22 protein-coding genes and 1 riboswitch are annotated in these 23,405 nt (G+C 32.8%); of the genes, 1 reads left to right on the top strand and 21 read right to left on the bottom strand.

The window, feature by feature from the left end; all coding sequences use genetic code 11:
• Positions 1-14 precede the first annotated feature (14 nt).
• The 12 genes from A3M9_RS0103275 to A3M9_RS0103330 form a co-directional block, all read right to left on the bottom strand.
• Complete coding sequence (locus A3M9_RS0103275) at positions 15-704, bottom strand: energy-coupling factor transporter transmembrane protein EcfT (RefSeq protein ID WP_027307938.1); 690 nt, start codon at positions 702-704, stop codon at positions 15-17.
• Positions 670-963 carry an energy-coupling factor ABC transporter substrate-binding protein gene (locus tag A3M9_RS0103280; RefSeq protein WP_027307939.1) on the bottom strand — a complete coding sequence of 98 codons (294 nt, stop codon included), beginning with the start codon at positions 961-963 and terminating at the stop codon, positions 670-672. The genes A3M9_RS0103275 and A3M9_RS0103280 overlap by 35 nt, the downstream gene beginning before the upstream one ends.
• Positions 963-1,664, bottom strand: coding sequence for an energy-coupling factor ABC transporter permease (locus A3M9_RS0103285; RefSeq protein ID WP_027307940.1), 702 nt, complete (start codon positions 1,662-1,664; stop codon positions 963-965). Before A3M9_RS0103285 ends, A3M9_RS0103280 begins: the two co-directional genes overlap by 1 nt.
• Positions 1,665-2,237 (bottom strand): histidine phosphatase family protein, encoded by a 573-nt coding sequence (locus tag A3M9_RS0103290; RefSeq protein WP_051350572.1) that lies wholly within the window; start codon positions 2,235-2,237, stop codon positions 1,665-1,667.
• Between the two features lie 9 nt (positions 2,238-2,246).
• The gene (cobS, locus tag A3M9_RS0103295) at positions 2,247-2,981 is read right to left on the bottom strand and encodes an adenosylcobinamide-GDP ribazoletransferase (RefSeq protein ID WP_027307942.1); all 735 of its coding nucleotides are present in this window, start codon (positions 2,979-2,981) and stop codon (positions 2,247-2,249) included.
• Complete coding sequence (gene cobU, locus A3M9_RS0103300; RefSeq protein ID WP_027307943.1) at positions 2,978-3,514, bottom strand: bifunctional adenosylcobinamide kinase/adenosylcobinamide-phosphate guanylyltransferase; 537 nt, start codon at positions 3,512-3,514, stop codon at positions 2,978-2,980. Before cobU ends, cobS begins: the two co-directional genes overlap by 4 nt.
• The gene (gene cobT / locus A3M9_RS0103305; RefSeq protein WP_027307944.1) at positions 3,511-4,593 is read right to left on the bottom strand and encodes a nicotinate-nucleotide--dimethylbenzimidazole phosphoribosyltransferase; all 1,083 of its coding nucleotides are present in this window, start codon (positions 4,591-4,593) and stop codon (positions 3,511-3,513) included. Before cobT ends, cobU begins: the two co-directional genes overlap by 4 nt.
• Before the next feature lie 160 nt (positions 4,594-4,753).
• Positions 4,754-4,924, bottom strand: a riboswitch (cobalamin riboswitch).
• Between the two features lie 97 nt (positions 4,925-5,021).
• Positions 5,022-6,827, bottom strand: a complete 1,806-nt coding sequence (locus tag A3M9_RS0103310) for an LTA synthase family protein (protein WP_027307945.1) — start codon at positions 6,825-6,827, stop codon at positions 5,022-5,024.
• Positions 6,802-8,079 (bottom strand): glycosyltransferase family 2 protein, encoded by a 1,278-nt coding sequence (locus A3M9_RS13070; protein ID WP_051350573.1) that lies wholly within the window; start codon positions 8,077-8,079, stop codon positions 6,802-6,804. The genes A3M9_RS0103310 and A3M9_RS13070 overlap by 26 nt, the downstream gene beginning before the upstream one ends.
• The gene (locus A3M9_RS13075; protein WP_051350574.1) at positions 8,080-8,814 is read right to left on the bottom strand and encodes a WecB/TagA/CpsF family glycosyltransferase; all 735 of its coding nucleotides are present in this window, start codon (positions 8,812-8,814) and stop codon (positions 8,080-8,082) included.
• Positions 8,815-9,314: 500 nt separating this feature from the next.
• Positions 9,315-10,322 (bottom strand): asparaginase, encoded by a 1,008-nt coding sequence (locus A3M9_RS0103325; RefSeq protein WP_027307946.1) that lies wholly within the window; start codon positions 10,320-10,322, stop codon positions 9,315-9,317.
• A 12-nt stretch (positions 10,323-10,334) separates the two neighbouring features.
• Entirely contained in the window at positions 10,335-12,293 is a 1,959-nt protein-coding gene (locus A3M9_RS0103330; RefSeq protein WP_027307947.1) for a molybdopterin-dependent oxidoreductase, read from the bottom strand.
• Positions 12,294-12,403: 110 nt separating this feature from the next.
• Between A3M9_RS0103330 and A3M9_RS14105 the strand changes: the two genes are divergently transcribed.
• Positions 12,404-13,174: a hypothetical protein gene (locus A3M9_RS14105; protein WP_027307948.1), complete on the top strand. Its 771-nt coding sequence runs from the start codon at positions 12,404-12,406 to the stop codon at positions 13,172-13,174.
• 311 nt (positions 13,175-13,485) lie between these two features.
• Here A3M9_RS14105 and A3M9_RS0103340 read toward each other — a convergent pair whose 3' ends face one another.
• The 9 genes from A3M9_RS0103340 to A3M9_RS0103380 all read right to left on the bottom strand — a co-directional run bounded on the left by A3M9_RS0103340 (position 13,486) and on the right by A3M9_RS0103380 (position 23,403).
• Positions 13,486-15,000: a hypothetical protein gene (locus A3M9_RS0103340; RefSeq protein WP_027307949.1), complete on the bottom strand. Its 1,515-nt coding sequence runs from the start codon at positions 14,998-15,000 to the stop codon at positions 13,486-13,488.
• A 13-nt stretch (positions 15,001-15,013) separates the two neighbouring features.
• Complete coding sequence (locus A3M9_RS0103345) at positions 15,014-15,469, bottom strand: hypothetical protein (RefSeq protein ID WP_027307950.1); 456 nt, start codon at positions 15,467-15,469, stop codon at positions 15,014-15,016.
• 286 nt (positions 15,470-15,755) lie between these two features.
• A complete protein-coding gene (locus A3M9_RS0103350) occupies positions 15,756-16,643 on the bottom strand; it encodes an alpha/beta fold hydrolase (RefSeq protein ID WP_027307951.1) in 888 nt (295 codons plus the stop codon).
• 10 nt (positions 16,644-16,653) lie between these two features.
• Positions 16,654-17,949: an acetyl-CoA hydrolase/transferase family protein gene (locus tag A3M9_RS0103355; protein WP_027307952.1), complete on the bottom strand. Its 1,296-nt coding sequence runs from the start codon at positions 17,947-17,949 to the stop codon at positions 16,654-16,656.
• A gap of 15 nt (positions 17,950-17,964) precedes the next feature.
• A complete protein-coding gene (locus A3M9_RS0103360; RefSeq protein WP_027307953.1) occupies positions 17,965-18,993 on the bottom strand; it encodes a 3-oxoacyl-ACP synthase in 1,029 nt (342 codons plus the stop codon).
• A 111-nt stretch (positions 18,994-19,104) separates the two neighbouring features.
• On the bottom strand, positions 19,105-20,496 hold the full coding sequence (locus A3M9_RS0103365; RefSeq protein ID WP_035165736.1) for a sigma-54-dependent Fis family transcriptional regulator: 1,392 nt from the start codon (positions 20,494-20,496) through the stop codon (positions 19,105-19,107).
• Between the two features lie 138 nt (positions 20,497-20,634).
• Positions 20,635-21,453, bottom strand: coding sequence for an alpha/beta fold hydrolase (locus A3M9_RS0103370; protein ID WP_027307955.1), 819 nt, complete (start codon positions 21,451-21,453; stop codon positions 20,635-20,637).
• 11 nt (positions 21,454-21,464) lie between these two features.
• Entirely contained in the window at positions 21,465-22,664 is a 1,200-nt protein-coding gene (locus A3M9_RS0103375; protein WP_027307956.1) for an ABC transporter substrate-binding protein, read from the bottom strand.
• A gap of 31 nt (positions 22,665-22,695) precedes the next feature.
• Complete coding sequence (locus A3M9_RS0103380; protein ID WP_027307957.1) at positions 22,696-23,403, bottom strand: ABC transporter ATP-binding protein; 708 nt, start codon at positions 23,401-23,403, stop codon at positions 22,696-22,698.
• Between the last annotated feature and the right edge of the window lie 2 nt (positions 23,404-23,405).

Consider the following 23,405-nt stretch of genomic DNA (forward strand, 5'->3'; position numbering starts at 1 on the left):
ATCACTCCTAAATTTTAAAAGGATAAAAATGTTAATATAGATAGATATAAAACTATAAAGGCTAATCTCTTAGGACTAAAACTAAATTTTCGAAGACTTGAACTTCTACCCACATAACATCTTGTATTTAGTGCATCCTTTACTTCTCTGTATCTCTTTAAAGTATTTATAAAAAGGACAGCAGAGAGCCTTCCTGTATCCTCTATCTTTGCCTTTATTCCCAAAAATCCACATCTTGACCTCATTGATTTATTTATAATCATAAGTTCATCCTCAAGTACAAATAGGAATCTAAACATCATCTCCATAATCTCTGCTGTATCCCTTAAAAAGGAAACACCTTTAATAGTACCTATGATATCATCCATAGGGGTTGTAAAGATAAGAAGGGTTAACATCAATGAACAAAAAAGCGTCCTAAAAAGAATTATTATCAAAATACCTATTCCAAGTTCAAAAGAATAAACAACAGCTGATAAAAAGGAAAATCCTACTATACCAAATACATACTTTAAAACTAACCTCTTTGGTGTTTTAAAATATATATGTAAAAAAATTATTACAATTGAATTTATAAAAATTAATTTAACATTTTCACAGTTGCTTACTATTACAATCGAAACTATACAAAACAGCATTTTCTCCACAGGATGTATATATCTTGCACTGCTATTTCTTGAATACATATCCACACTCTTTAACATTCTTCTTCCTTCCTACATAGTAGCCTATAAAATATGCACCTAATCCCGCCTGAAGTGCAAATAAAAGACTTTCTATCTCTCCTGATGGTGGTTCCCATACTGAATTAAACCAAGGCTTATAGTTTTCATCTATTTCAACAATCCTCTCCTCAATTAGGTCATCTGCACCTCCAAATTCACCTCCCCTTGAGCCTACAAATAGGGATATAACAACTAAAAATGCACAAAGGGAAAGTAAAAACACATTTTTTCTATTCATCATTTCACCTCCAAAATCTTCAATTCTTCTGATGCGTTTTTTGTTATATATTCATATATAACAACCGTTAATATTCCCTCCATAACTGCAAGGGGAATTTGCGTAACTGCAAATATTGAGATAAATTTAATAAAGGAACTTAAAAATCCTGCTTTATTAAAGGCAAGTGCAAGTTGCACAGACGTTATGATATAAGTTGTAAAATCACCTAAAAAGGCTGCTAAAAATACAGCTAAATTTCTATTTTTATTCTTTAAAAGTTTATATGTAAAAAACGCTATAAATGGTCCTACTACTCCCATTGAAAAGGTATTTGCACCAAGTGTTGTAATTCCACCGTGGGCCAACAGCAGTGCTTGAAAAATAAGAACTATCATAGATAAAAACGCTGTTACAAAAGGCCCAAATAAAATTGCCGCAAGTCCTGTTCCTGTAGGATGTGAACAAGAACCAGTAACGGATGGAAGCTTTAGTGCAGACAAAAGAAAAATAAAAGCTCCAGATAGTGCAATTAGCATCTTAATCTCCTTTTCCTTTGCCCCTTTAATTTCAATCGCTCCCTTTATTACAAATGGAAACATTAAAACATAATAAAGGGCTGCCCAAAAAGGTGGCAGTAATCCTTCTCCTATATGCATTGCATATACAATTTTGGGTAAAAGAAATAAAATTAAAAATAGAAACAGTTTTTTGTTTTTCATTTAGACCCCTCCATTTAATTTTTTTATGTACCAATAACAACCATCATAGGTTGTTATTATTGACATATTACAGTTTTCTATTTCAAATTTGTAAAAATAATCATAACTTTCAAATACTAAGGAGAGCATACAACGTATTACTCCTCCTGATGTTACAATTAATATATTTCCTTCTTCTTTTTTTATATCATCTAAAAAATCTTCAACTCTTTTAAAAAGCTCCATAAGGCTCTCACCCTGTGGAATCTTATAATTTTTATAGTCTCTACACCAGGCACTATACTCCTCTTTAAACTCCCTTTGAATTTGCATATAGTCCTTCTTTTCAAATATTCCAAAATTAAGTTCCAACAGCCTTTCATCGACTTCAAAATCTCCAAAATAGGCAGCCGTCTGCCTGCATCTTTTAAGGGGACTTGATATTATTCTTTTAAACTCTACATTACTTTTTTTACTCATATATCTAGCCTGATTGTGCCCAATCTCGGATAACTCTTCATCTGTTACCCCTATATATCTTTTATGCTCGTTTGACTCAACACTTCCGTGCCTTAAAAGATACAAATTCAGCATAGCGTCACCTCAAAACTTTAAAAGCATTATAAAAAAACCTATTACCTCACATATTTCTATGCAGGCACCATAGACATCTCCTGTAAGTCCTCCAATTGTTTTATAGGACTTTAACATTAAAAGTATTGCAAAGGCTAAATCAATAAAAAATATATAAAATGCTACATATCCTAAATACCAAAATGCAATAGGCATAAAGCTTGAAAATGCCAATATATAATAAAGTTCTGACCTGTTTTGAGTAATTTGAGCACCTAAACCATCTTTTTTGGCACTTTTTCCAAAGGTAAACATAAAGGCAGCAGTTAGTCTTGCAAAGGCAAGGGAAAACATAAGAGTAAGTAGCATTGATTTATAGGATATTTTAGATAGGAGTAAAAACTTTGTTAAAATATCAAATACAATTGCAACAACTCCAAAGGCTCCTATCCTTGAATCCTTCATTATTTCAAGTATTCTCTCTCTGTTTCTTGAGGAAAAAAAACCATCACAGGTATCGGATAATCCATCAAGATGAAAGCCTCCTGTTATAGCAATTAAACATAAAACTGAAAAGAGTGCTGCTATTTGATTATCTATTGGGTGTAATAAATAATAGGGTATGTATCCTAAAGAGCCTATTAATACACCTATATATGGGTAGAAAAATGTACCCCTTGATAAAGTCTTTTTGTCTATCTCTACTGAAACAGGTATTGGTAGCCTTGTTAAAAATTGAAGTGTTAATATTAAAGATTTAATCATTTTATTTTTACAGGAATACCACAGACTACTAAGAAAACTTCATCACAAAGGCTACCAAGCCTAACATTTACCCTTCCCTGTATATCTCTAAAGGCTCTTGCTATTTTGTTTTCTGGTACAATAGAGTATCCTACCTCATTTGTAACTAAAACTAAGTTTCCTCCTATATTTCTAACCGCTTGAATTAAATTTTTTAACTCCTCCAAAACCTTCCCCTCAACCAATAGCTTTGTCTCCTCATCTATATCATCTAACTGGTATGTCATCTCAAACATAATATTTGAAACTAAATTTGTTACACAGTCTAAAAGGTAGTTTTTTTCTTCTCCAATTGCCTCCTTTAAACATTTATACCCCTCAAAGGTTCTCCATTCTTTTGGTCTTCTTAATCTATGGAGCCTTACCCTCTCCTTCATCTCCTCATCCTCAGCAAGTGATGTTGCTATATAGACAACATCATCATTACCACTTAAGATTTCTTCTGCGTAACTACTCTTTCCAGATCTCACCCCACCTGTTACAAGCGTTATCATATTGCCTTCTCCTCTCTTATATCTATAAGAAAATTATTCACTATGTTAGCATCCTCAAAACTGCCCATATCCCTCATCATTTTTTGGGAAGCTTCTATTATAAAAAAGGCAAATGGACAGCCTGAACCCTCACCTAATCTCATATTTAGATTCAGCATAGGCTCAAGTCCTATTTCCTTCATCATATATATTGCACCTGGTTCTGCAGATAGATGGGATGGAAATATATAATCCTTTATTTTAGGATTTAATCTTACTGCACAAAGGGCTGCTGCAGATGATATAAAACCATCTATTACAATTGGAACTCTATTTTTGGCAGCTCCTATAAAACATCCACATAATCCTGCTATATCAAGTCCTCCAACCTTTGCTAAAACATCTATCGGGTCATTTTGATTTGGCTTATTTACATCAAGTGCCCTCTTTACAACTTCAATCTTGTGTCTATACTGTTCCTCCGTTAAACCTGCTCCCTTACCTACAACAACATCTGGTTCAAGATTAGATAATGCACACAAAACTGCTGCAGATGTTGTTGTATTTGCAATTCCCATCTCTCCTGTTCCTAAAAGGTTATATCCCTTTTTAACAAGCTCATCTACAATAGCTATACCAACTTCAATTGCCTCAACTGCCTCCCTATACTCCATTGCAGGCCCCTTTGCTATGTTTTTTGTTCCCCTCATTATCTTTTTATTTATTATCTTAGTGTTATTAAATTCAGCATCTACGCCTATATCCACCACTGTTAAATCTGCCTGTACCATATCTGCAAAGACACATACACCAGTAATTCCCCTTGTAAAGTTTTCTGTTACTATTCTTGTTATATCCTTAGGACAAGCACTTACACCCTCCTCCACAACCCCATTATCTGCACACATAATAACAATGTTTTTCTTTAATCGACTATTTACTAAATTTCCTGTTATTCCAGCCATCCTTGCCGCTATCTTTTCTAAAGTTCCAAGACTTCCTATAGGTTTTGTTAGATTATCAATTCTCTGCCACGCTTCCTCTATTTTTTCTTCATATAATGGTTGTATTTGGTTTAAACTATCCCTTAAAAGTTCCATATTAATCCCCCAATCTATGTAAAATAAAAAAGCCTCCAAGGAAATGGAAGCTTTTATTTTTATTTCAAGTAAGTTCCATATAATGTTTGAACTTACCAAATAAAAAAGCCTGCAAAAAGGGCAGGCTGTTATTCAAAACTTTGCCATTCCCTTCCCTCCGAAGGATTAGCACATCAAAGGCAGGTCTCCTGGCTCACGGGTCATCCTCCTCCTACCTTCCCAGTTTCCCAGTGGTTAGGATTCGTCTCCGTCTACAGTAGCGGGGGCTGCAGTGGATTTTCACCACTTTCCCTATTAAGCTAAAATAAGCACCCTTGACGCTCTTATTCACTTTTCAAATTTATTTTACACTATATATATATTATATTTCAACAATTTTTAGAAATTTTATTTTTAGATTTAATCAAAAACTTTATACAATACATATTCTATCTATTGATATATTTAACAATTATATTGTTATTCTTTAGTATTTTATTTATTTTATCTTCAATTCTTTTATCAATTCTCCTTAACTCATTTAAATCATAATCTTTATACTTATTAGTAAACATTAAATATACCCTATTTTTTTCTTTAAATATTCCCTGTGGTAGATATACATAATCCTTTTTCCTAAATACAGATTTACTAATTTCTGTAGTTGGTTTGTTTATTCCAAAAAGATGTAGAACTGTTGCATATATGTCTGCCTGTCCATATATGCCTTCTGTCTTACCTGTAACAGCTTTATCTGGCAACATTACAAGTCCCCAAACCTTGAATTGATTATACCAATCATAGTCATCCTCAATTTTAATATTTAAAAACTTTGACAGCTCATCCCTAAAATTATATGGTATTCCGTGGTGATCTCCATATATTATTATAACTGTGTCTTTTAATATACCTTCTTTTTCTAAACTATCAATGAACATTCCTATTTGCCTATCCAAATAATGAATTGACTTTAAATAATCTCCCATCAATGTACCTTCTAATTCTCCAACATTTAATTCATTTTCAAACTTTTTATCTCTAAATGGATAATGGGTAGACATTGTTATAACCATATTATAAAAGGGTTTTGGCATTAACTTAATATACTCTATGCTTTGCTTTAAAAAACTTTCATCTGATAAACCTAATAAGATTTTTTCGTCTATTTTATAATCATTTTTGTTATAAAATCTATCTATTCCAATATTTCTATAAACAATACCTCTATTCCAAAATGACTCATCATTGGGATGCATAACAAAGGTTTTATATCCTAAATCTTTAAATAATCTGGGTAGAGAATTATTAAATTTATTATTTGTATAATATACAGGTATATCCGGTATGGATAATAAACCGTTATTTACAACAAACTCAGCATCTGATGTACCACCAATAGATGTCTGAATATACAAGTTAGGAACTTCATAATATTCTTTTGCTAATTTATTTAAATTTGGTGTTATCTCTATACCATTTATCTTTTTCCCTATTACAAAACCTTGAAAGGACTCTAATTGTAATAACAATAAATTTTTACCATAATATTTACCATATAGCCAATCTTTTTCGTTATAATATTTCAAAGAGTCATTTGCTTCCTTTATCTCGTTTGTACTATATATGGAGGATATATTTTTTATATATCTCTTTAAGTCTAAATAATGATACATTAAAATATTAGTTGATGAGGCTATCATATGCTTATTATAAAATTGATTAAACACTGTACTATTTTTCATTTTAGCATATGCAACTGTGGAAGTTACTGATATAACTCCAGCTAACGCTAAAACTGATAATTTCGTTAATATATCCATATATTTTAAATTTAATATATCCTTTTTTATCTTATTAAACACAAATCTTATAATAATTACATATAATATATCCACTACAAAAACTAACATAAAATTAATAGAAAAATTTCTATTTATTGATTCTGATACATCATCTATATATTTTATACTTCTTAAATTAAATATTGATACTAAGTCTTTAAAATAGGTATAATTCAGTATATTTACTATCAATATAAATGATATTAATAGATTAAATACTATACTATATTTAATAAAATTTTGTGTTCCAAATAAACTCAATATAAATAATAAAATAAAAGCTACTCCCAATAATGAGATAAAATTAATTAAGTTGTTATTTATATTCACAATATTATTAAATACTAATATCTTAAATATTAAAACAATGACAAATGTTAGATATAAACTAAATACTCTGACAACTTTGTTCAATATCTACACCTCCATCCCTTCCTTCTCTATTTTGTATTTCTTCTATTGTTAGACTTCTTGTATGAATCGTATGAACCCATTGTTTCTCTTTTCTCTTTATCCATCCCATAACTGTAACCGGGAACCAAGTTAAACCATAAAAATAACAAGGAATTAAACCTAAAATATATTTTAATGCTACTCCTTCTTTTATTAATATTAGTATTGGAATTATATAATTAATCCCTAAACTTATTCCTAATAACCAAAGAGGTAATATTATTTTACTGAACCATATCTCTGGAAATAAAATCTTTAGAAATAACATTACCAAAACAAATAAATTGGCTATTACCTTTGATGGCTGTAATAGGTAAAATGCAGCATCTAACGCAACTATATCTCTATCCTTAATAGCCTTTCTAAATAGGGCTGTTGTATATCTGTATGCACAATCCCAGTGTCCTTGCATCCATCTAATTCTTTGTCTTATGGATGCCTTTAACGTTAAAGGTTTTTCATCATAGATTTTGGCTTCGTGTTCCCAATGCACAGTTATCCCCTTTAACACACATTTCATAGAAAACTCCAAATCTTCTGTCAAGCTTAATGCATTCCATCCTAATTCCTTTAATGTATTGTAGTCTACACAGAAGCCTGTACCACCTAATGCTGCACATAATCCCAAATTCTCCCTTGCAAGCTGGAAAGCTCTACTTGTTATCCAGTAAGCTAATGCACTTGATACTGTAATCCAGGAATCATCTGGATTTTTTGTATCTAAATAACCTTGTATTACTTTATTCCTCTCTAATAATCTATTGTTCATTTTTAGCAAAAAGTTCTTTGAAACAAGATTATCTGCATCAAATATACATATTGCATCATATTTCTTCTTTAAATTAAATAAATACTCCTCAAAAAATTCCTTAAGTGCATATCCTTTACCCCTCAGCTCATCATTAAATCTCTCATAGACAATTGCCTCTGCTTGTCTTGCTATGCTTGCTGTATTGTCTGTACAATTATCAGCTATTACATATATGTCATATAATTCCCTTGGATAATTAAGCTTTTTTAAATTGTCCACTATACTTCCTACAACTGAACTCTCATTATGTGCTGCCACAACTAATGCAAAGGATTTTATAGGTTTAAAATCCTTTCTTTTATTTAGCCTAAATCCCCACAAGGATATTAAACTATAATAATAAATAAATCCTAAATAATAAATCTGTAGTAAAAAAAATATTGATATAACTACAAATTGCAACTACATCTCCTCCTCCTGTGTAGCATAATTTAAATTAAGCTGTTTAAGTTTTAAACTTAACTCCAAAATATAAAAATTAAATAATAAAATCGAAAATATCTTTTTAAACCTTTTTGGCTCATTTAATGCTCTCCAAAACCACTCCAATTTTAATCTTATGAAGACTTTAGGTGCCCTCCTTTTATAACCTGAAAGAACATCAAAGGCACCACCAACAGGAACAATTAATCTTACATTTAATTTGTTAAAGGCTCTATATATAAATTCTTCCTGCAAAGGTGAACCCAATGCTACAAACAATATCTCTGCTCCGCTGTTGTTTATTTCCTCTATTACTTTTCCCTCATCATAACCAAATCCACATTTATTTCCTACTACATTAACACCCTGTCTTTTTAACTTTTCAGTTAATCTATTATTTACTTCTTGTTTTGCCCCAAATAAATATATAGGTCTATCTCCTTTATTGTTTACTATATATTGCATAACCTCTATTCCTGCAATCTTATTTACTTCTACTCCATTAATTTTTTTGGCAAAATATACAGCACTAATTCCATCAGGTATTAAATAATACTTCTCCACTAAAGGTAGATTATTAAATATAATATTGTTTAGAATCTCTCCATTTGCAGAATATAGGCAAATCTTATCTAATGTAAATAAATAATCTATAATATCCTTAAAATTTCCATAAATAAATTTAAAACCTAAAATAGGTGTAATATTAAACATAGTGACACCTCCAAAAATACCTATATATCACCCTTATTTTGATAATCAAAATAATGTGGTTTTTTATAATTTATTGGATGCTAATTAAAAAGAGTTTAATTGTATGTAGACTATGAGGAATTTATATGTACAAAGATAAAGCAATTATGAGATGTTATTAAATTTATGTTATTTTATTGATATGTGCTTAGATAAATTTTAATATACTATTAGGACTTATTTACTATAATAATAAACTAAAATGTATCTAATTTGTACCGGGATTTAGAGGAAATATAGGAAATGCAAATAATATTATAGTTAGTAATTCCATAAAGAACTCTTTAGTAGTAAACAGTCTCCTCCATTAAGCACATTATCCACAGAACTACTAATAATTAAATTTTGAGTTATCTCATTTTATAAAAACTATAAGCTTAATTATAAGTAAAAGAGTTCCACTATCAAATATTTGTTAATGGAACTCTTTTACTTATAAAATATTATTTTTTAACATATTATCATATCTTTTTCATCTCAACAACCGCCCTAAGCTCTCCTACCTTAACCCCCTTATTATTTAGATTTGGAGGGTTTTTGAAGTTTAAGAGCCTATTTATTTCATTATAATTTAGTATCTTTAAATCCTCCAATATCTTCATAACCGCAGGATAAAGGGCTCTATAGTTTCCGTCCTCTATTTTAACTGCTATTCCTATTCCTAAATCCTTAATACCAATGCAGTACACAGCCTCTGCCCCAAGCTTTCCGATTAGTTTTCCACCGGCTGCCTTAATTAGCTCTGTACAAAAACCATTAGTTCCTGCCACCATTTCAGGATGGGCTACCATAGAATTATATACCCTCTCTGCTGAAGCTTTATATTCTTCATTTAATCCATACCCTGTAACCATTCTTGCATAACCTAATGCCATATTATAGATTGGCATACCAAATACAGGAACACTACATCCATCAACACCTATTATAATCTTATCTTTATTAATATCGCACACCTTTGCAACAACCTCTAATGTATCCTTCTGGACAGGATGTTCCTTTGTGTTGTAATCTATAAGTCCATATCCCTTATGAAGGCAGGTTGCAACAACTCCTATATGTTTACCTGAACAGTCTGAGTTTAGAGTCGTTATACTATGATTTTCCTTTAGCTGTTTGTGTCTATATGCTTGATTTATTGAATAGGTTTCCCCACATAAAAGAGCCTCTTTTTTAATGTTTATCTTTTTTAGCATTTCATTCAATGTATTAATATGAAATTCTTCACCATAGTGGGACGCACACATTATTGCTATTTCTTTATCATTAAAATTAAACCTATCTGCAGCACCAGATAATATTACATTCATTGTCTGTATTGGCTTTGCAGCAGAACGAATATAGGTAAGTTTATAGGCATCTCCAGAATATGCTAAAACCTTTCCAGTCTTATCTACAACCACCGCATCACCCCTATGAACACATTCCACCAAAGGTCCGCGAGTAACCTCCACAAATATTTCTGACATAATTTCATCCCCCTATTTTGCTTTTTCAATATTAACTTCTATGTTATGAAAAACTGTACAAAGTCCTATGTCGGTATTCTGCCCCTTAATTAATGAGTTTAAATCTATATCCTGTCCAAAGGGTACAATAACGTGTCCCCTTCTTATATCATATGTAAGTTTAGCATTTAGCTCTACACTTCCATTATCATTAAATACTCTTATTTTTTCTCCATCTTCTATATTAATCTCCTTAGCATCATCAATGTTTATATATGCATATGGATTATCTAATTTATCTTGTATTGAAGGTATATTTAAATACTGTGAGTTTATTACATCTCTATTATGAATAGAAATGAGCTTAAAACCATTATTTAAATTGTTCTCCTTATATTTTGGCACACCATCAAAACCTTGTTCCTCAAGTAATATAGATTTGAATTCTATCTTGCCGGATGGTGTTTTAAATATCCTATCCCTATAAACTACTTCACTATAATCATCAGTTAAGTATGGCCCTTTTCTTAAATCATCAATAGTAGCATTAATCTTTGAATATTTTAAAATAGACTCTACAAATTCTAAATTGTTTTCTGGTATTTTTTCTTCATTAAGTCCCATCCTCTTTGCAAGTTCTCTATATATCCTGCTCTCGTGCATAGAGTCTCCAAGTGGCTCTGTAACCTTTTCGTGAAGCATAACATACGGATGCCAATAGGACCTTAAAACATCATAATATTCAAAGGTAGAAGCTGCAGGAAGTATTATATCTGCATACTTTGCCGTCTCCGATACTACTGTATCAATACAAACTAAGAAATCAAGTTCTTTAAGTGCCTCCCTTAGAGCCCCTGAATTTGGATTTGACACTACTGGATTTGCAGCTTGAATTAGCATACACTTTATTCCTTTTTCTTTTATTTCTTGTCCCATATTTACTACGTTTATTCCTCTTATATTCTTAATTGGTTTTAACATCTTTGGTATATTTAGCCTTGGTCTTGTATGGTTTGAATATCTAAAACCACCACCAACTACTCCTACACTTCCAAGTAGTGCAGGTAAAAGGGAAATTGCCCTTACAGTTTGCCCACCTTGTGCTTGTCTTTGTATTCCAAAGCCACAAATCAATGTAAATGGTTTAATGCTCGCCATCATATCAGCTATATAAACTATATCTTCCTTTGAAACCTTTGTTATTCTCTCTGCATAATCTAAAGTATATCTTTTAGCCTCGGCCTTAAATTCATCAAATCCATATGTAAAGTTTTCAACAAAATCCACATCATACTTTTTATTTTCTATTAAATAATTGTGTATTGCCATTGCAAGAACTAAATCTGTACCAACCTCAGGGTTTATAACTAAATCTGCGTATTTTGCTGTTTCACTTTTTCTTATATCAATTAAAACAACCTTTGCACCCTTTTCCCTTGCCCTTTTTATATGAATTAATTCCTGAATATTAGTGTTAGCAGGATTTTTACCCCAAATAACAATAAGATTTGCATTTTCTAAATCCCAAGGAGCATTGTGCTCAACACTTCCATATGTAGCCTTAACTGCCTCAAGCCCCGCAGCAGAACATAGGTCTCCATAAACATATGTATACCCATTTAACTGATTTATAAAATTATTGTATACCTTTGAGGCTGTTCCTATCTCCCCTGCTCCCTTGTAAAATAAAAAGGATAAAGGCTCCTTTTCTTGTACTTCCTTTATACGTTTTGCAACTTCATTTAAGGCTTCCTCTATATCAATTTCTTTAAACTCTCCCTTTCCCTTTTCTCCAACTCTTTTTAATGCCTTCTTTAATCTGTTTTTTCCATAATTTCTACTTATATATTCAATTCCTTTTCTACATATTATTCCTTCTGTTGCCCTGTTTTCTTTATCTCCCTCCACTTTTGTAATTCTTCCATCTGCAACCTCTAAAATCAAAGAACAACCTCCATAACAATCCCTTGGACATACTGCTTTTATCTTCATATAATCCCCTCCAAAAATTACTATAATAATTATACATCATCAAAAATAAATAGTAACCATCCTTTTAGCTACTTCATAATATAAAATGAAGTTTAATTTAGGGTGGTTTAATGAGTAGTAAATCTAAAAGAAGTGAAGAGCTAAATGTTAAAGAAGAACCCAACTTAACTGTGGATATATTAGAGGAGAATGAAAATGATGAAGTTGATGAGGCATCAAGGGGAGGTCAAGATGGAGAGTGCGACCCTATACTTATAAGCTCAAAAAATATACCTGAATGTGAAAATGAACCTGAAGAGCCCTGCTGTAGTGACGTTAGTTATATAAATGTACCAGTTGTAATAAGCCAATTCAAAATATGCCTTCAACTTGAAAACTCAGTAAGGTTTTGCGAACCTGTTGTCTGTATTAAGGCATCTAAGAAAACACTTCAGCTAAAGGAATGTAAATTAATCCCTGGAACTAAAAAAGTATTTATACGTGGTGTCATAAAAAAAGTATTAGAATACGCCTCTGCCCGCTGCCAAAGTTCAAAGGGCACAAGCGGAAATATTAGATATTTAACCTATCTTGTTCCCTTTGAGTGTACAACTGAAATAAGCTATATAAATCCACCTGAGATAAAAACAAATAAGGAACAAAAGTTTATCCCCCTTGAGTATCACTTTGTATGTGAAGATAAGGGATACTTTAATCAAAATATAGTATGTGAAATAGTAAGGTATAAGATAAATGAACTTATGTGCCGTGAGGATGTTGTACCTGTTGAAAATATAAAGGGACAAGATTGCTTTTATAAGATGAGAGAAAAAATTGTTCTAAACCTTCATCTAAGGCTTATGCAGAATCAAGTTGTGTGTATGAATAAAGGGGCCAATTAGCCCCTTATACTGTTTAAAGATTTATATAACGATTAGCCCCAAGAAGGATTTCTTAGGCATTCGTTCATTTCGCCAAGCAATTCTAAGATTTTCTTTGTTTGAAAAAGTCCTACCCTCGCGATGCCATCGTCCTGATGGCCGCTCGGCTCGGCACGTCCTGTGCCGAATTACGGACTTTTTCAAAGTCGAAAATCAAGAATTGCTATAGCTTATGAAATATGCCGTTTTGAAATCCTTTCTTGGGGCTTTTTTCATAATTTAGCTAACGAACAGGTTTGTCAACAATCTGAGGGGCTGATTAGCCCCTTTTCCTATGCCTCTAATACTGCCTCAACCTTCCTATCAAGCTTTTCTTCTTTAGTCATATATGAAACAAGAATATATACAATTATCGATAGACATAGGGATAATGTACCATTATATATTCCCTTTGGTGCAATATATGTTTTGTAGAACCCTGCTCCTAAAACCTTTGCTATTTCAAGCCCTACATTGCAAACAAGTCCTACAACTATTGAAGCAAAGGCTGCCTGTTTTGTTCCTCTTGACCAGTTAAATCCAATACCTATAGCTGGTGCCAATGCTGCTGCAAATGTACCCCAACCAAATGCACCAAGAAGAGCAATTCCCTTAGGTCCAAGTGTTAATGCAAGAACAATTGTAATTACAGCTATAACAACCACAACTATTCTTCCCATAAAAAGCTCTTGCTTTGAAGTTAGCTTCTTGTTAAAGGCAAAGGGTAAGTCCCTTACTGCACTTGCTGCAGCTATATTTATAAAGGAGTCTGCTGTTGACATTATTGCTGATGCTATACCTGCATATACAACTCCTGCTATTACCTTTGGAGTATAGTAGTTTAAGAATACAACTATTGTGTTGTCGGTTGATTTCTTTAATAGTTCTACTGCCTCTTTTGGTAGCTTTCCTGTTACTGATAAATATTTTACTGTTAAACCAACACCAAACCATAATAGTCCTGCAAGCATTCCACCTATTGCTGCAAGAACAACTCCCCATCTCATCTTTCTAACATCTTTAACCATATAGAATTTATGAACTATGTGGGGTTGTCCTACTATACCTATGGATAGGCAGAAGAACCAGCTCATTGTTGTTATTGCAGGCATTATACCCCAAGGATTCACAAATTTTGCACCTACCGCATCCTTTGATAGGGCATCAACAATATTAGCTGCCATATTTTGTGTTCCACTACCTGTAACTAAACATAATGTAAATATTATTATTGAAGCTATAATCATACAGGTTCCTTGAAAAACGTCTGTATAAACACCTGCAAGCATTCCACCTGCAACAGAATATATAAGTACTATTCCCATTCCAACTAATACAGCCCATTGGAAATTTATTTTAAATATAGGAGATAGAATAAATGCAAAGGCTGTTATTTGATTTGCAAGATATAGAACAAGTCCAACTAATATTGCAACTGCTGCAATACCGCTAACCCACTTTGATTTATAACGTGCATATACTGCATCTGGTGTAGTCATACAGTCGTTTACTTCTGTTAGTAATCTCATTCTCTTACCAAGTATTATCCAGGCCATTGCAAAGGATATAGCTGTTGGGAAAGTCATCCAAAGAGAACCTTGTCCAATACTAAAGTAAAGTCCTGGTCCACCTACAAAAACCCATCCTGAAATCGCAGCTGAGAAGGATGCCATTGCAAGAGCTATAAGTCCAAGTTTTTTACCTGCTATAAAAAAGTCTGATGAGCTTTTTGTCTGCTTCATCGCATAATAACCTATTGCCAAAACCACCAACATATAAATAACCATAACAACTCTAATGGCTGACATTTTTATCCCCCCATTACATATTCAATTTCCCTTGATTGTTTTCAGTCACTTCTATGTTTATATTAGCACCTGTTCTTTGATTAAATTCCTTAATATCTTCATTTGTTATGTAATCCTTATCAAACCTTAATGCATAAACTAAAGTTACAACTAAAAATGATGCAACCCATACACCATATACCATTATAGCTGTTGCCTTTGGAAGGCCTAAGAAATATCCAGTCACTTCAGTACTATTCATTGAAACCATAGAAGAAAAGGCAATTAACCATATTATAAGTATTGAAATAAGTGAAACCTTCGCCCTACCTCTAACGCCATCCTTCTTCATCGCACCAAGCCACATCCAAGCTATACATACAAAAGGAAAAGAAAGTGCAAACAACATATTATTTTTAGTAAATTGAGCTATTAACATTAATACTGCTGAAATCAAAATAACTAATACAGTTAAATCCTTCTTATTCATAACCAAACCTCCCCACTTATTTAAAATTTAAAGATAGCTTTTAAAAAATTTTAAAATCCCCCCTTTTTTTTATATAAGGTCAACTGCCATAGAGTCAGCTGCCTTTTAAAAAGTAAAAGCAAATTATATGCCATAAAATAGTCTTTAAATAATGTACTTTAAGCGGCTATCTTTTTTAAAAAATGTATATATTTTAGACACCTTATCATATTTATACACTTAAAGAAAAAAGGTGCCAAAACAGTATAAGGGGAAACTATGGTAAGTATTTGGCACCTTAAATTACTTATCTATAAAATTCCTTTATCTTTTGTAATACAAGCTCTATATTATCATAATGTGGAGTATGGCCACAGCCATTTAAAATTACAACCTCTGCATTATCACCAATTTCCTTTGCAGTAAAGTATGCTAAGTTTGAAGGAACAATCAAATCCCTATCTCCAGCAAAGATTCTAACAGGTATAGTTATATTATCGACCTCTCCACTCCCCTGTGTTACACCATTGTACATATGGGAGATGTTGAAGCTGTGGGCTGCCCAAGCTGCATCCCTTAGATTTCTTGTCATAAATATGTCATCTAAAAGCTTTTCATACTCTTCATCACTTGGCTTTACAACATTAAAAACAAGTTGATCCCAAAGATACTTAATAAAGGCTCTATTGTTATTTTCAAGGGCATCTATCATAGGTTTTAATTGGATTCTATCCTGCAATAGTTCTTCTTTATTTTGATAACATTCAGGTAAAAATTCGCCATTTGGTCCCTTTTTGTGATATGAATACCCTGAACAGGGAATTGATTCATAAAGTATTAGACTATTGGCATAACCTTGATAGTCTGCTGCAAATCTTTGGGAGATTCCTCCACCCATAGACCATCCTATTAGTAGAAAATCCCTTAAATTCAGTTCATCACATAGAAGCTTAATATCCTCTGCAAAGTCTTTGAATGTTTCAATTGGTCTATTGTAGCTTGATTCACCTGCACCTCTTAAATCTACTGCAACAACGTGGTATTCGTCTGCAAGTCTCTCTAACAGTTCTCCCCAGTGCCTTGAGGAAACCATATTGCCGTGTACAAGAAGAATTGTTTTTCCTTCTCCCCCTTCACGATAGCCAATTACCTCTCCATTTTTAAGCTCTACCTTTTTTAATTCTACCTTTCCCATAATCCCCCTCCTACCAAATCATATATTTTTCTGCATCCTTCTTTAATTGTTCTCTAAAGTTTGGATGTGCAATACTAATTAAATTTCTTACCCTCTCTCTTATTGTTCTTCCCTTAAGCGGTGCAACTCCATACTCAGTTACAACATAATCCACATCATTTCTTGAAAGTGAAACTGCTGCTCCCTGTGAGAGCATTGGAACAATTGTAGATATTGTATCATTCTTTGCAGTTGAATAAAGTGCAATTATAGACTTTCCACCTACACTGTTTTGTGCTCCTATTGCAGTATCTGATTGTCCACCTGTTCCACTGTATTGAAGGTGTCCTATTGCCTCTGAACAGCACTGTCCAGTTAAGTCAACCTGAAGGGATGTATTTATAGAAACCATCTTATAGTTTTGACCTATAACATATGGATCATTGGTATAGCATCCTCTTTTAAATTCAACTGCTGGATTTTCGTCTATAAAATCATATAGCTTTTTAGTTCCAAGTGCAAAGGTTGCTATAAATTTATCCCTATGAAGTGTCTTCTTTTTATTTGTTATAACTCCTGCATTATATAGATCCACCATTCCATCTGTAAACATCTCTGTATGAACACCTAAATCCTTTTTATTTATAAGAGCCTTTGATACAGCGTTAGGAATTCCACCAATACCAAGCTGTATAGTCGAACCATCTTCAATAAGCTCTGCTATATAGTTTCCAATAATCATATCCTTTTCATTTGGTTCAACGATTGTAAGTTCTGGAGGTTTTCTATTGCTTTCATAAATGTAGTCTACCTCACTTATATGAACAAAGGTATCACCATAGGTCCTTGGATAATTTTCATTTACCTCAAGTATCACTATATCTGCCGCCTCAATATATTCCCTCTCATAGGTTACAGAAAGAGATAGGCTAAAATAGCCGTGCTTATCCATTGGTGTTGCCGTTCCAACAAATATATTAGGCCTTCTATATCCTAATCTTTGTCTTGCTGCAAGATGTAGGTGGTTTGGTAAAAAGCTTGCTGTTCTATTTTGATGTGCCTTTCTTGTAAGCGGACTATAGAACCAAGTGTTATTTATAAAATGCCCCTCCATATCAGGTTCACTTGTAAATTTGTAGTTAGCCATATTAAGACAAGTTAATACCGATACATTTTGAACCTCATCCTTTATCTCGTGAAGTCTTCCTAAAAAGTCCATAGGTTCTGCACCCGCAAGTGCTACACAAACTTCATAGTCGGATTTAACTAAATACAAAATTTCATCAAGGCTTTTTAGCTTTCTATTATATTCTTCTCTAAAGTTCATAAAAATCCTGCCTCCTTAATCTTCAATTTTTCCCCATTTGATTGTATTTGCTGCCCAAGCATATCCTATGCCTGCACCAACCATAACAACAATATCTCCATCCTTAACCTTTCCCTGCTCTAAACCAAGCTTTAAGGATAAAATCTGGTCTATCTGTCCTATATGACCATAATCACATAGATAAACTGATTTTGATTCATCGAGTCCCAGCTCATTTAAAATATACTTATGTGCAGAATATTTAAAATGAAGTATTGCAAGATAACCTATATCCTCCTGTGAATATCCACTCTTTTTTAGCGAATCCCTTATAACCTTTAGGAAGTTTGGTGTTGATTTTTCATTTAACCTCTGCTTCATTCCCTCTACATCAAATACATCAAGGGACTTATACGCATAATCCACATTCTCTCTGTTAATTGGATTTACAGTACCACCGTATCTTACACCAACATCTCTTGCAAAGGAGCCATCGCTAATTATTGCAGACTCTAAAAGCTCATTTTTACCTAAATTCTTTTTAAGAATTAATGCACCACCACCTGCACCTAAGTTATACATAAAACTAACCCTATTATTTTTATAATCGATAAAGTCGCCGTTTCTATATCCACCTACAATTAAAACTGTATTCATTGAATCATCGCTCATCATCATATCCTTTGCAACCTTCATTGCAGTAATGCAGGTACAGCATCTTTGTTGCAGGTCAAAACCATAGGCCCTTTTTGCACCTATCTTCTCTTGTATGTATATTGCGGATGTAGTTAATGGATATTCCTTCCACTCTTCTCCTATGCAAATTACAACATCTATTTCCATAGGATCTATATTGTATTCCTTTAGGCAATTTAGTGCTGCCTTAACCCCCATCTCCTGTGTTCCATCATCTTCTCCTGGTATTGGCTTTTTATAAAATCCAAGTTTTTCTATAACAGCCTCCTCTGTCCAAACTCCTCCCGTTGCCTCGCTTACCTCTTTTGCTGTCATAAATTTATCTGGAATATAATAAGAAACCCCAGCAATTCCAACGTGCTTTCTCATAACATCACCCCTTAGCTTTTTTTATGAATATTGCAAAAACTATGCCAAAAAAAAATAATTAAGGAGCACCATTTTAAAGGTACTCCTGTGTAACAAATTATTACATATGTATTATTTATTTTCACTCTCTATGTTATATTCTTCAATCTTTCTATATAAGGAAGCCCTTGGAATATTTAGCTTACTGGCTGCAAGACTCTTATTATTGTTGCACTCCTTTAGCGTACTTATTATTATTTCCTTCTCTATGTTCTCCATAATCTCCTTTAAACCTTGATTTTTCTTGTGTTCAATCCTAAAGGTCTTATTTAATATTGCTGCTGGAAGGTCGTTAACCGTAACTTCAGTATCATCTGCATTGACGCATATTCTCTCAACTATATTTTTAAGCTCCCTTATGTTCCCTGGCCAATCATAGTTGCACAATATATTCATAACTTCCTCTGGTATTTCCCTATAAAGTCCCGTCTCCTTATAAAACTTCTCTACAAAACTTTGAACTAAAAGAGGTATATCCTCCCTTCTCTGTCTCAATGGAGGAATATCTAAGGAAAGTACATTTAGTCTATAGTACAAGTCCTCTCTAAACTTACCTTCATTTACAAGCTGTTCTAAATTTTTATGGGTTGCACATATAACACGAACATCAAGCTTTACAACCTTATTTGAACCTATTCTTACAACTTCCTTCTCCTGCAAAACCCTCAAAAGTTTTGCCTGCATATATAGAGGCATATCCCCTATCTCATCTAAGAATATTGTGCCTCCATTTGCAAGTTCAAACTTACCAATGTTTCCTCCCTTTCTTGCTCCTGTAAAGGCACCATCCTCATATCCAAAAAACTCTGCCTCAAGTAGATTTTCTGGAATAGCAGAACAGTTTATTGAAACAAAAGGAAATTCATTTCTTTCACTTTCGTTATGAATAGCGTGGGCAAAAAGCTCTTTACCTACTCCACTCTCGCCTATAATCAAAATATTTGAATTTACTCTGGCAAGCTTTTTAACCTTAGATTTTGCCTGCTTCATAGGCTTTGACTCACCTATTATATCAGCAAGGGAATATTTTGCCCTATTCATCTTTGCTATCTCATTTTTATATAGATTAAGTTCTTTATGTATTTTCTCTATCTGTTCTGTTACCTGCTTTAGCTTTTCATAGTCATCAAATAGAAGCATTCCAAATCCACCTATTAGATTGTCCTTCTCATCTATTATTGGAATTCTATGTACAATTGCCTCTTTTCCATTTGAAAAAACGTGCCTTTTAGCCACCTCTGCTTGTCTATATTTTAATGTTTCTAAAAATTTAGAGGTAGGTTCAACCTCTGTAACAACCCTTCCTAATACATCCTCTTCATTTAAACCTAAAAATTCTAAAAAACATCTATTTATATAAACAATTCTTCCATCTTTATCTAAAAAGTCAACTGGAACAGGTAACTTATCAAATAAATTTTTACAAAAAAAATTGAATTCCTTTGTCTTCATAAAATTAATCATTCCCCTCACCCCAAATTCTTTTTAGTCTCTACTATATTTTATTATAAATAAATATAAATTATATTTGAATAAAAATATAAAATATTCTAAATTAAATAAGTAAACAAAAGGTAACAAGCACCTTTTGTTTACTTACTATCATTTAATCTTAATATCAAATTCTGCTGTCTTTAAAAATCCTATAACAGCAAGGGCAAATTCATTTGGTCTTTCATACATAGATGCGTGTCCTGCCTCTTTAATCTCTATCCATCTGCTGTTTTCTATTCTATTTTTTATTTCAAGTTGGTAGTATAAAGGAGTTATTATATCTAATTCACTGCTTATAATTAGAGTTGGAACTTTTATTTCTGAAATCCTATCTAAAATATTTAATTCATCTGCACTTTTAACAGCCCTTCTAAAACCATCATACCATTCTTTGGTAAATAAACTATCAAATAGCTCAATTCTATCGTTAATCCATTTAAAATTTTCTTCATAGAATCTTTGTGAATATATATAAGGTAATGTCGCCTTCATAAAATTTTTTGTATCATAAAGTGAAGCGGCATATTCCCACGCATCACCAATATGTTTCATAATTTTAGTTGTATATGCAGTTGTATTTGAAAGGATGAGGGATTTTAAAGTATTCTGATATTTTAATGCATAAAGCATTGCAACTTCTCCACCATAGGAGATACCAAGAAGGTTAAACTTATCTATATTGAGCCTTTTGGTAAGTTCATATAACATATCAGTATGCATATCCTGTGTATAAAAGGCATCTCCCTTGTCTGACCTGCCTTGGTCTATTAAATCCACCAAAACTACTCTATAATACTTTGAAAGTACTCCTACAAATGCTGACCAACTTGCAGTAGACATCATTATTCCATTTAATAGAATAAGCGGTTCACCTTCTCCATATACTTCATAGTACATCCTCTTATCGTTTATTATTTCAAATGGCATAATATCAACTCCTATTCAAGTCCAACAAAGTCTGATATCTTTTCAAATCTTGGCATCTTTTCATCCCAAACTGCCTTCATAAAATACATCTTTTCAACGCCATTTCTTCTGTCCTTTGTATAGGTTATACCCTTCGCAATACCATCATTCCAATCCTTAAATGTTTCCATAGCCTTTATATATCCTTCCCAAGATAAGTCATTTCCTGCTCTCTTTAATCCCTCTACAAATACCTCTGCTGCAACCCAACCAGCAGCTGCAAAGGCATTTGGTGTTTCATTTGGGAAGTATTTTTTATATGTTTCAATAAACTTTTTAGCTGCTTGATTATTTGGATCTGTTATATCTGGAACCCAAGCTGTAACAATAACACCATCTGCTGCATCCTTTGCAAGTGTTAGCATTGTTAAATCTGCATTGATATATGAAGTCATAAATTGAGTCTTAAAACCTTGCTTCTTTGCTTCAAGTAAAATACCAGGAACTGCCTTTTGATATCCAACAACAATAGTAACATCTGGCTTAACCTCTGCTGCCTTTTGAACGTGTGCTGAGAAATCAAGATCCTGTGTATTAAATGGAACCTCTGCCTTTAAAACATCCTCTTTACCCATCTTCTTAAGTTGTGCCTTAACCCCCTCAAGCTCTTCCTTTCCCGCATCATCATTACCATATATTATTGCAATAGAATTTGCCTTTAGATTATCTACAGCATATTTAACAAGTAGTCCACCTTCAAATGTATAGTTTGGTTGTACTGGGAAGTAGTTACCCTTTGCCTTTGCAAAGGCACTAACTCCTGTTCCTTGATATACTGCAGGTATTCCCTTTTCCTTGAAATAATCTAATGTTCCAAGACATCCTGGTGTACCAAGTTGACCTACAATAGCAAATACCTTATCCTTTTCAACAAGTTCTTCAGCCTTTTGAAGTGCTAAATCTGGCTTAAATTGGTCATCCTTTGCAATAAGTTCAATCTTTCTACCATTTACTCCACCTAAGTCATTAACCATATTAAAATAAGCCTGCATTCCGTGTAGCATAGGAACTCCAACTATTGCAATAGGTCCTGATGTTGGCCCTATTGTTCCAACCTTTATAGTCTTTTCGTCTACCCCTTGTGCTAATGTTGTTTTTGTCTCTTTACCACAGCCTGAAAGTAAAGATAGTGATAAGACAAGCGTTAATAGGATTGATAAGATTTTTTTCATAAAAAATTCCCCCTTTATATTTTTAAATTAATTATGCACCAAGATAAGATTTTCTAATGCCTTCATCATTTAAAAGTTTCTTACTATCTCCCTCTGATACTACTTGACCTAACTCAAGAACATAGCTGTAGTCCGATATTTTTAATGCCCCATTTGCGTTTTGTTCAATTAATAAGACTGTTACACCTTCACTATTTATTTGTTTTATTATCTTAAAAATCTCATTAACAATAATTGGAGCAAGTCCAAGGGAAGGCTCATCAAGCATTAAAAGCTTAGGTTTTGACATAAGTGCCCTACCAATTGCAAGCATCTGCTGTTCTCCTCCACTTAAGGTACCTGCTACCTGCCTTCTCCTCTCCTTTAACTTTGGAAAGAAGCCATATACTCTTTCAAATTCATCCTGTAAATTTACTTTTTTATTTCTCAATACATATGCACCTATTTTTAAGTTCTCCTCAACAGTAAGCTGAGGAAATATTCTTCTCCCCTCTGGGCAGTGACTAATTCCAAGTGATACTATTTTTTCTGTTGACATATTTGTTATATCCTGTCCATCAAATAAAATAGTACCAGACTTATCCTCAACAAGTCCTGACACCGCCTTTAGGAGGCTTGTTTTTCCAGCTCCATTTGAACCTAAAATACTAACAATTTGTCCCCCTTTTATATATATATCAACCCCCTTTAGTGCATTAACATAACCATAGTTGACTTTTAGATTTTTAATTGTAAGCATCT

The sequence above is a fragment of the Caloramator sp. ALD01 genome, assembly GCF_000472625.1.
Classification (GTDB): domain Bacteria; phylum Bacillota; class Clostridia; order Clostridiales; family Caloramatoraceae; genus Thermobrachium; species Thermobrachium proteoclasticum.

Bases quoted from the DNA above. Each gene is read 5' to 3' on its own strand.
- A3M9_RS0103275 (WP_027307938.1), bottom strand. From the start codon at position 704: ATGTTAAAGAGTGTGGATATGTATTCAAGAAATAGCAGTGCAAGATAT.
- A3M9_RS0103280 (WP_027307939.1), bottom strand. From the start codon at position 963: ATGAATAGAAAAAATGTGTTTTTACTTTCCCTTTGTGCATTTTTAGTT.
- A3M9_RS0103285 (WP_027307940.1), bottom strand. From the start codon at position 1,664: ATGAAAAACAAAAAACTGTTTCTATTTTTAATTTTATTTCTTTTACCC.
- A3M9_RS0103290 (WP_051350572.1), bottom strand. From the start codon at position 2,237: ATGCTGAATTTGTATCTTTTAAGGCACGGAAGTGTTGAGTCAAACGAG.
- cobS (WP_027307942.1), bottom strand. From the start codon at position 2,981: ATGATTAAATCTTTAATATTAACACTTCAATTTTTAACAAGGCTACCA.
- cobU (WP_027307943.1), bottom strand. From the start codon at position 3,514: ATGATAACGCTTGTAACAGGTGGGGTGAGATCTGGAAAGAGTAGTTAC.
- cobT (WP_027307944.1), bottom strand. From the start codon at position 4,593: ATGGAACTTTTAAGGGATAGTTTAAACCAAATACAACCATTATATGAA.
- A3M9_RS13075 (WP_051350574.1), bottom strand. From the start codon at position 8,814: ATGTTTAATATTACACCTATTTTAGGTTTTAAATTTATTTATGGAAAT.
- A3M9_RS0103325 (WP_027307946.1), bottom strand. From the start codon at position 10,322: ATGTCAGAAATATTTGTGGAGGTTACTCGCGGACCTTTGGTGGAATGT.
- A3M9_RS0103330 (WP_027307947.1), bottom strand. From the start codon at position 12,293: ATGAAGATAAAAGCAGTATGTCCAAGGGATTGTTATGGAGGTTGTTCT.
- A3M9_RS14105 (WP_027307948.1), top strand. From the start codon at position 12,404: ATGAGTAGTAAATCTAAAAGAAGTGAAGAGCTAAATGTTAAAGAAGAA.
- A3M9_RS0103340 (WP_027307949.1), bottom strand. From the start codon at position 15,000: ATGTCAGCCATTAGAGTTGTTATGGTTATTTATATGTTGGTGGTTTTG.
- A3M9_RS0103345 (WP_027307950.1), bottom strand. From the start codon at position 15,469: ATGAATAAGAAGGATTTAACTGTATTAGTTATTTTGATTTCAGCAGTA.
- A3M9_RS0103350 (WP_027307951.1), bottom strand. From the start codon at position 16,643: ATGGGAAAGGTAGAATTAAAAAAGGTAGAGCTTAAAAATGGAGAGGTA.
- A3M9_RS0103355 (WP_027307952.1), bottom strand. From the start codon at position 17,949: ATGAACTTTAGAGAAGAATATAATAGAAAGCTAAAAAGCCTTGATGAA.
- A3M9_RS0103360 (WP_027307953.1), bottom strand. From the start codon at position 18,993: ATGAGAAAGCACGTTGGAATTGCTGGGGTTTCTTATTATATTCCAGAT.
- A3M9_RS0103365 (WP_035165736.1), bottom strand. From the start codon at position 20,496: ATGATTAATTTTATGAAGACAAAGGAATTCAATTTTTTTTGTAAAAAT.
- A3M9_RS0103370 (WP_027307955.1), bottom strand. From the start codon at position 21,453: ATGCCATTTGAAATAATAAACGATAAGAGGATGTACTATGAAGTATAT.
- A3M9_RS0103375 (WP_027307956.1), bottom strand. From the start codon at position 22,664: ATGAAAAAAATCTTATCAATCCTATTAACGCTTGTCTTATCACTATCT.
- A3M9_RS0103380 (WP_027307957.1), bottom strand. From the start codon at position 23,403: ATGCTTACAATTAAAAATCTAAAAGTCAACTATGGTTATGTTAATGCA.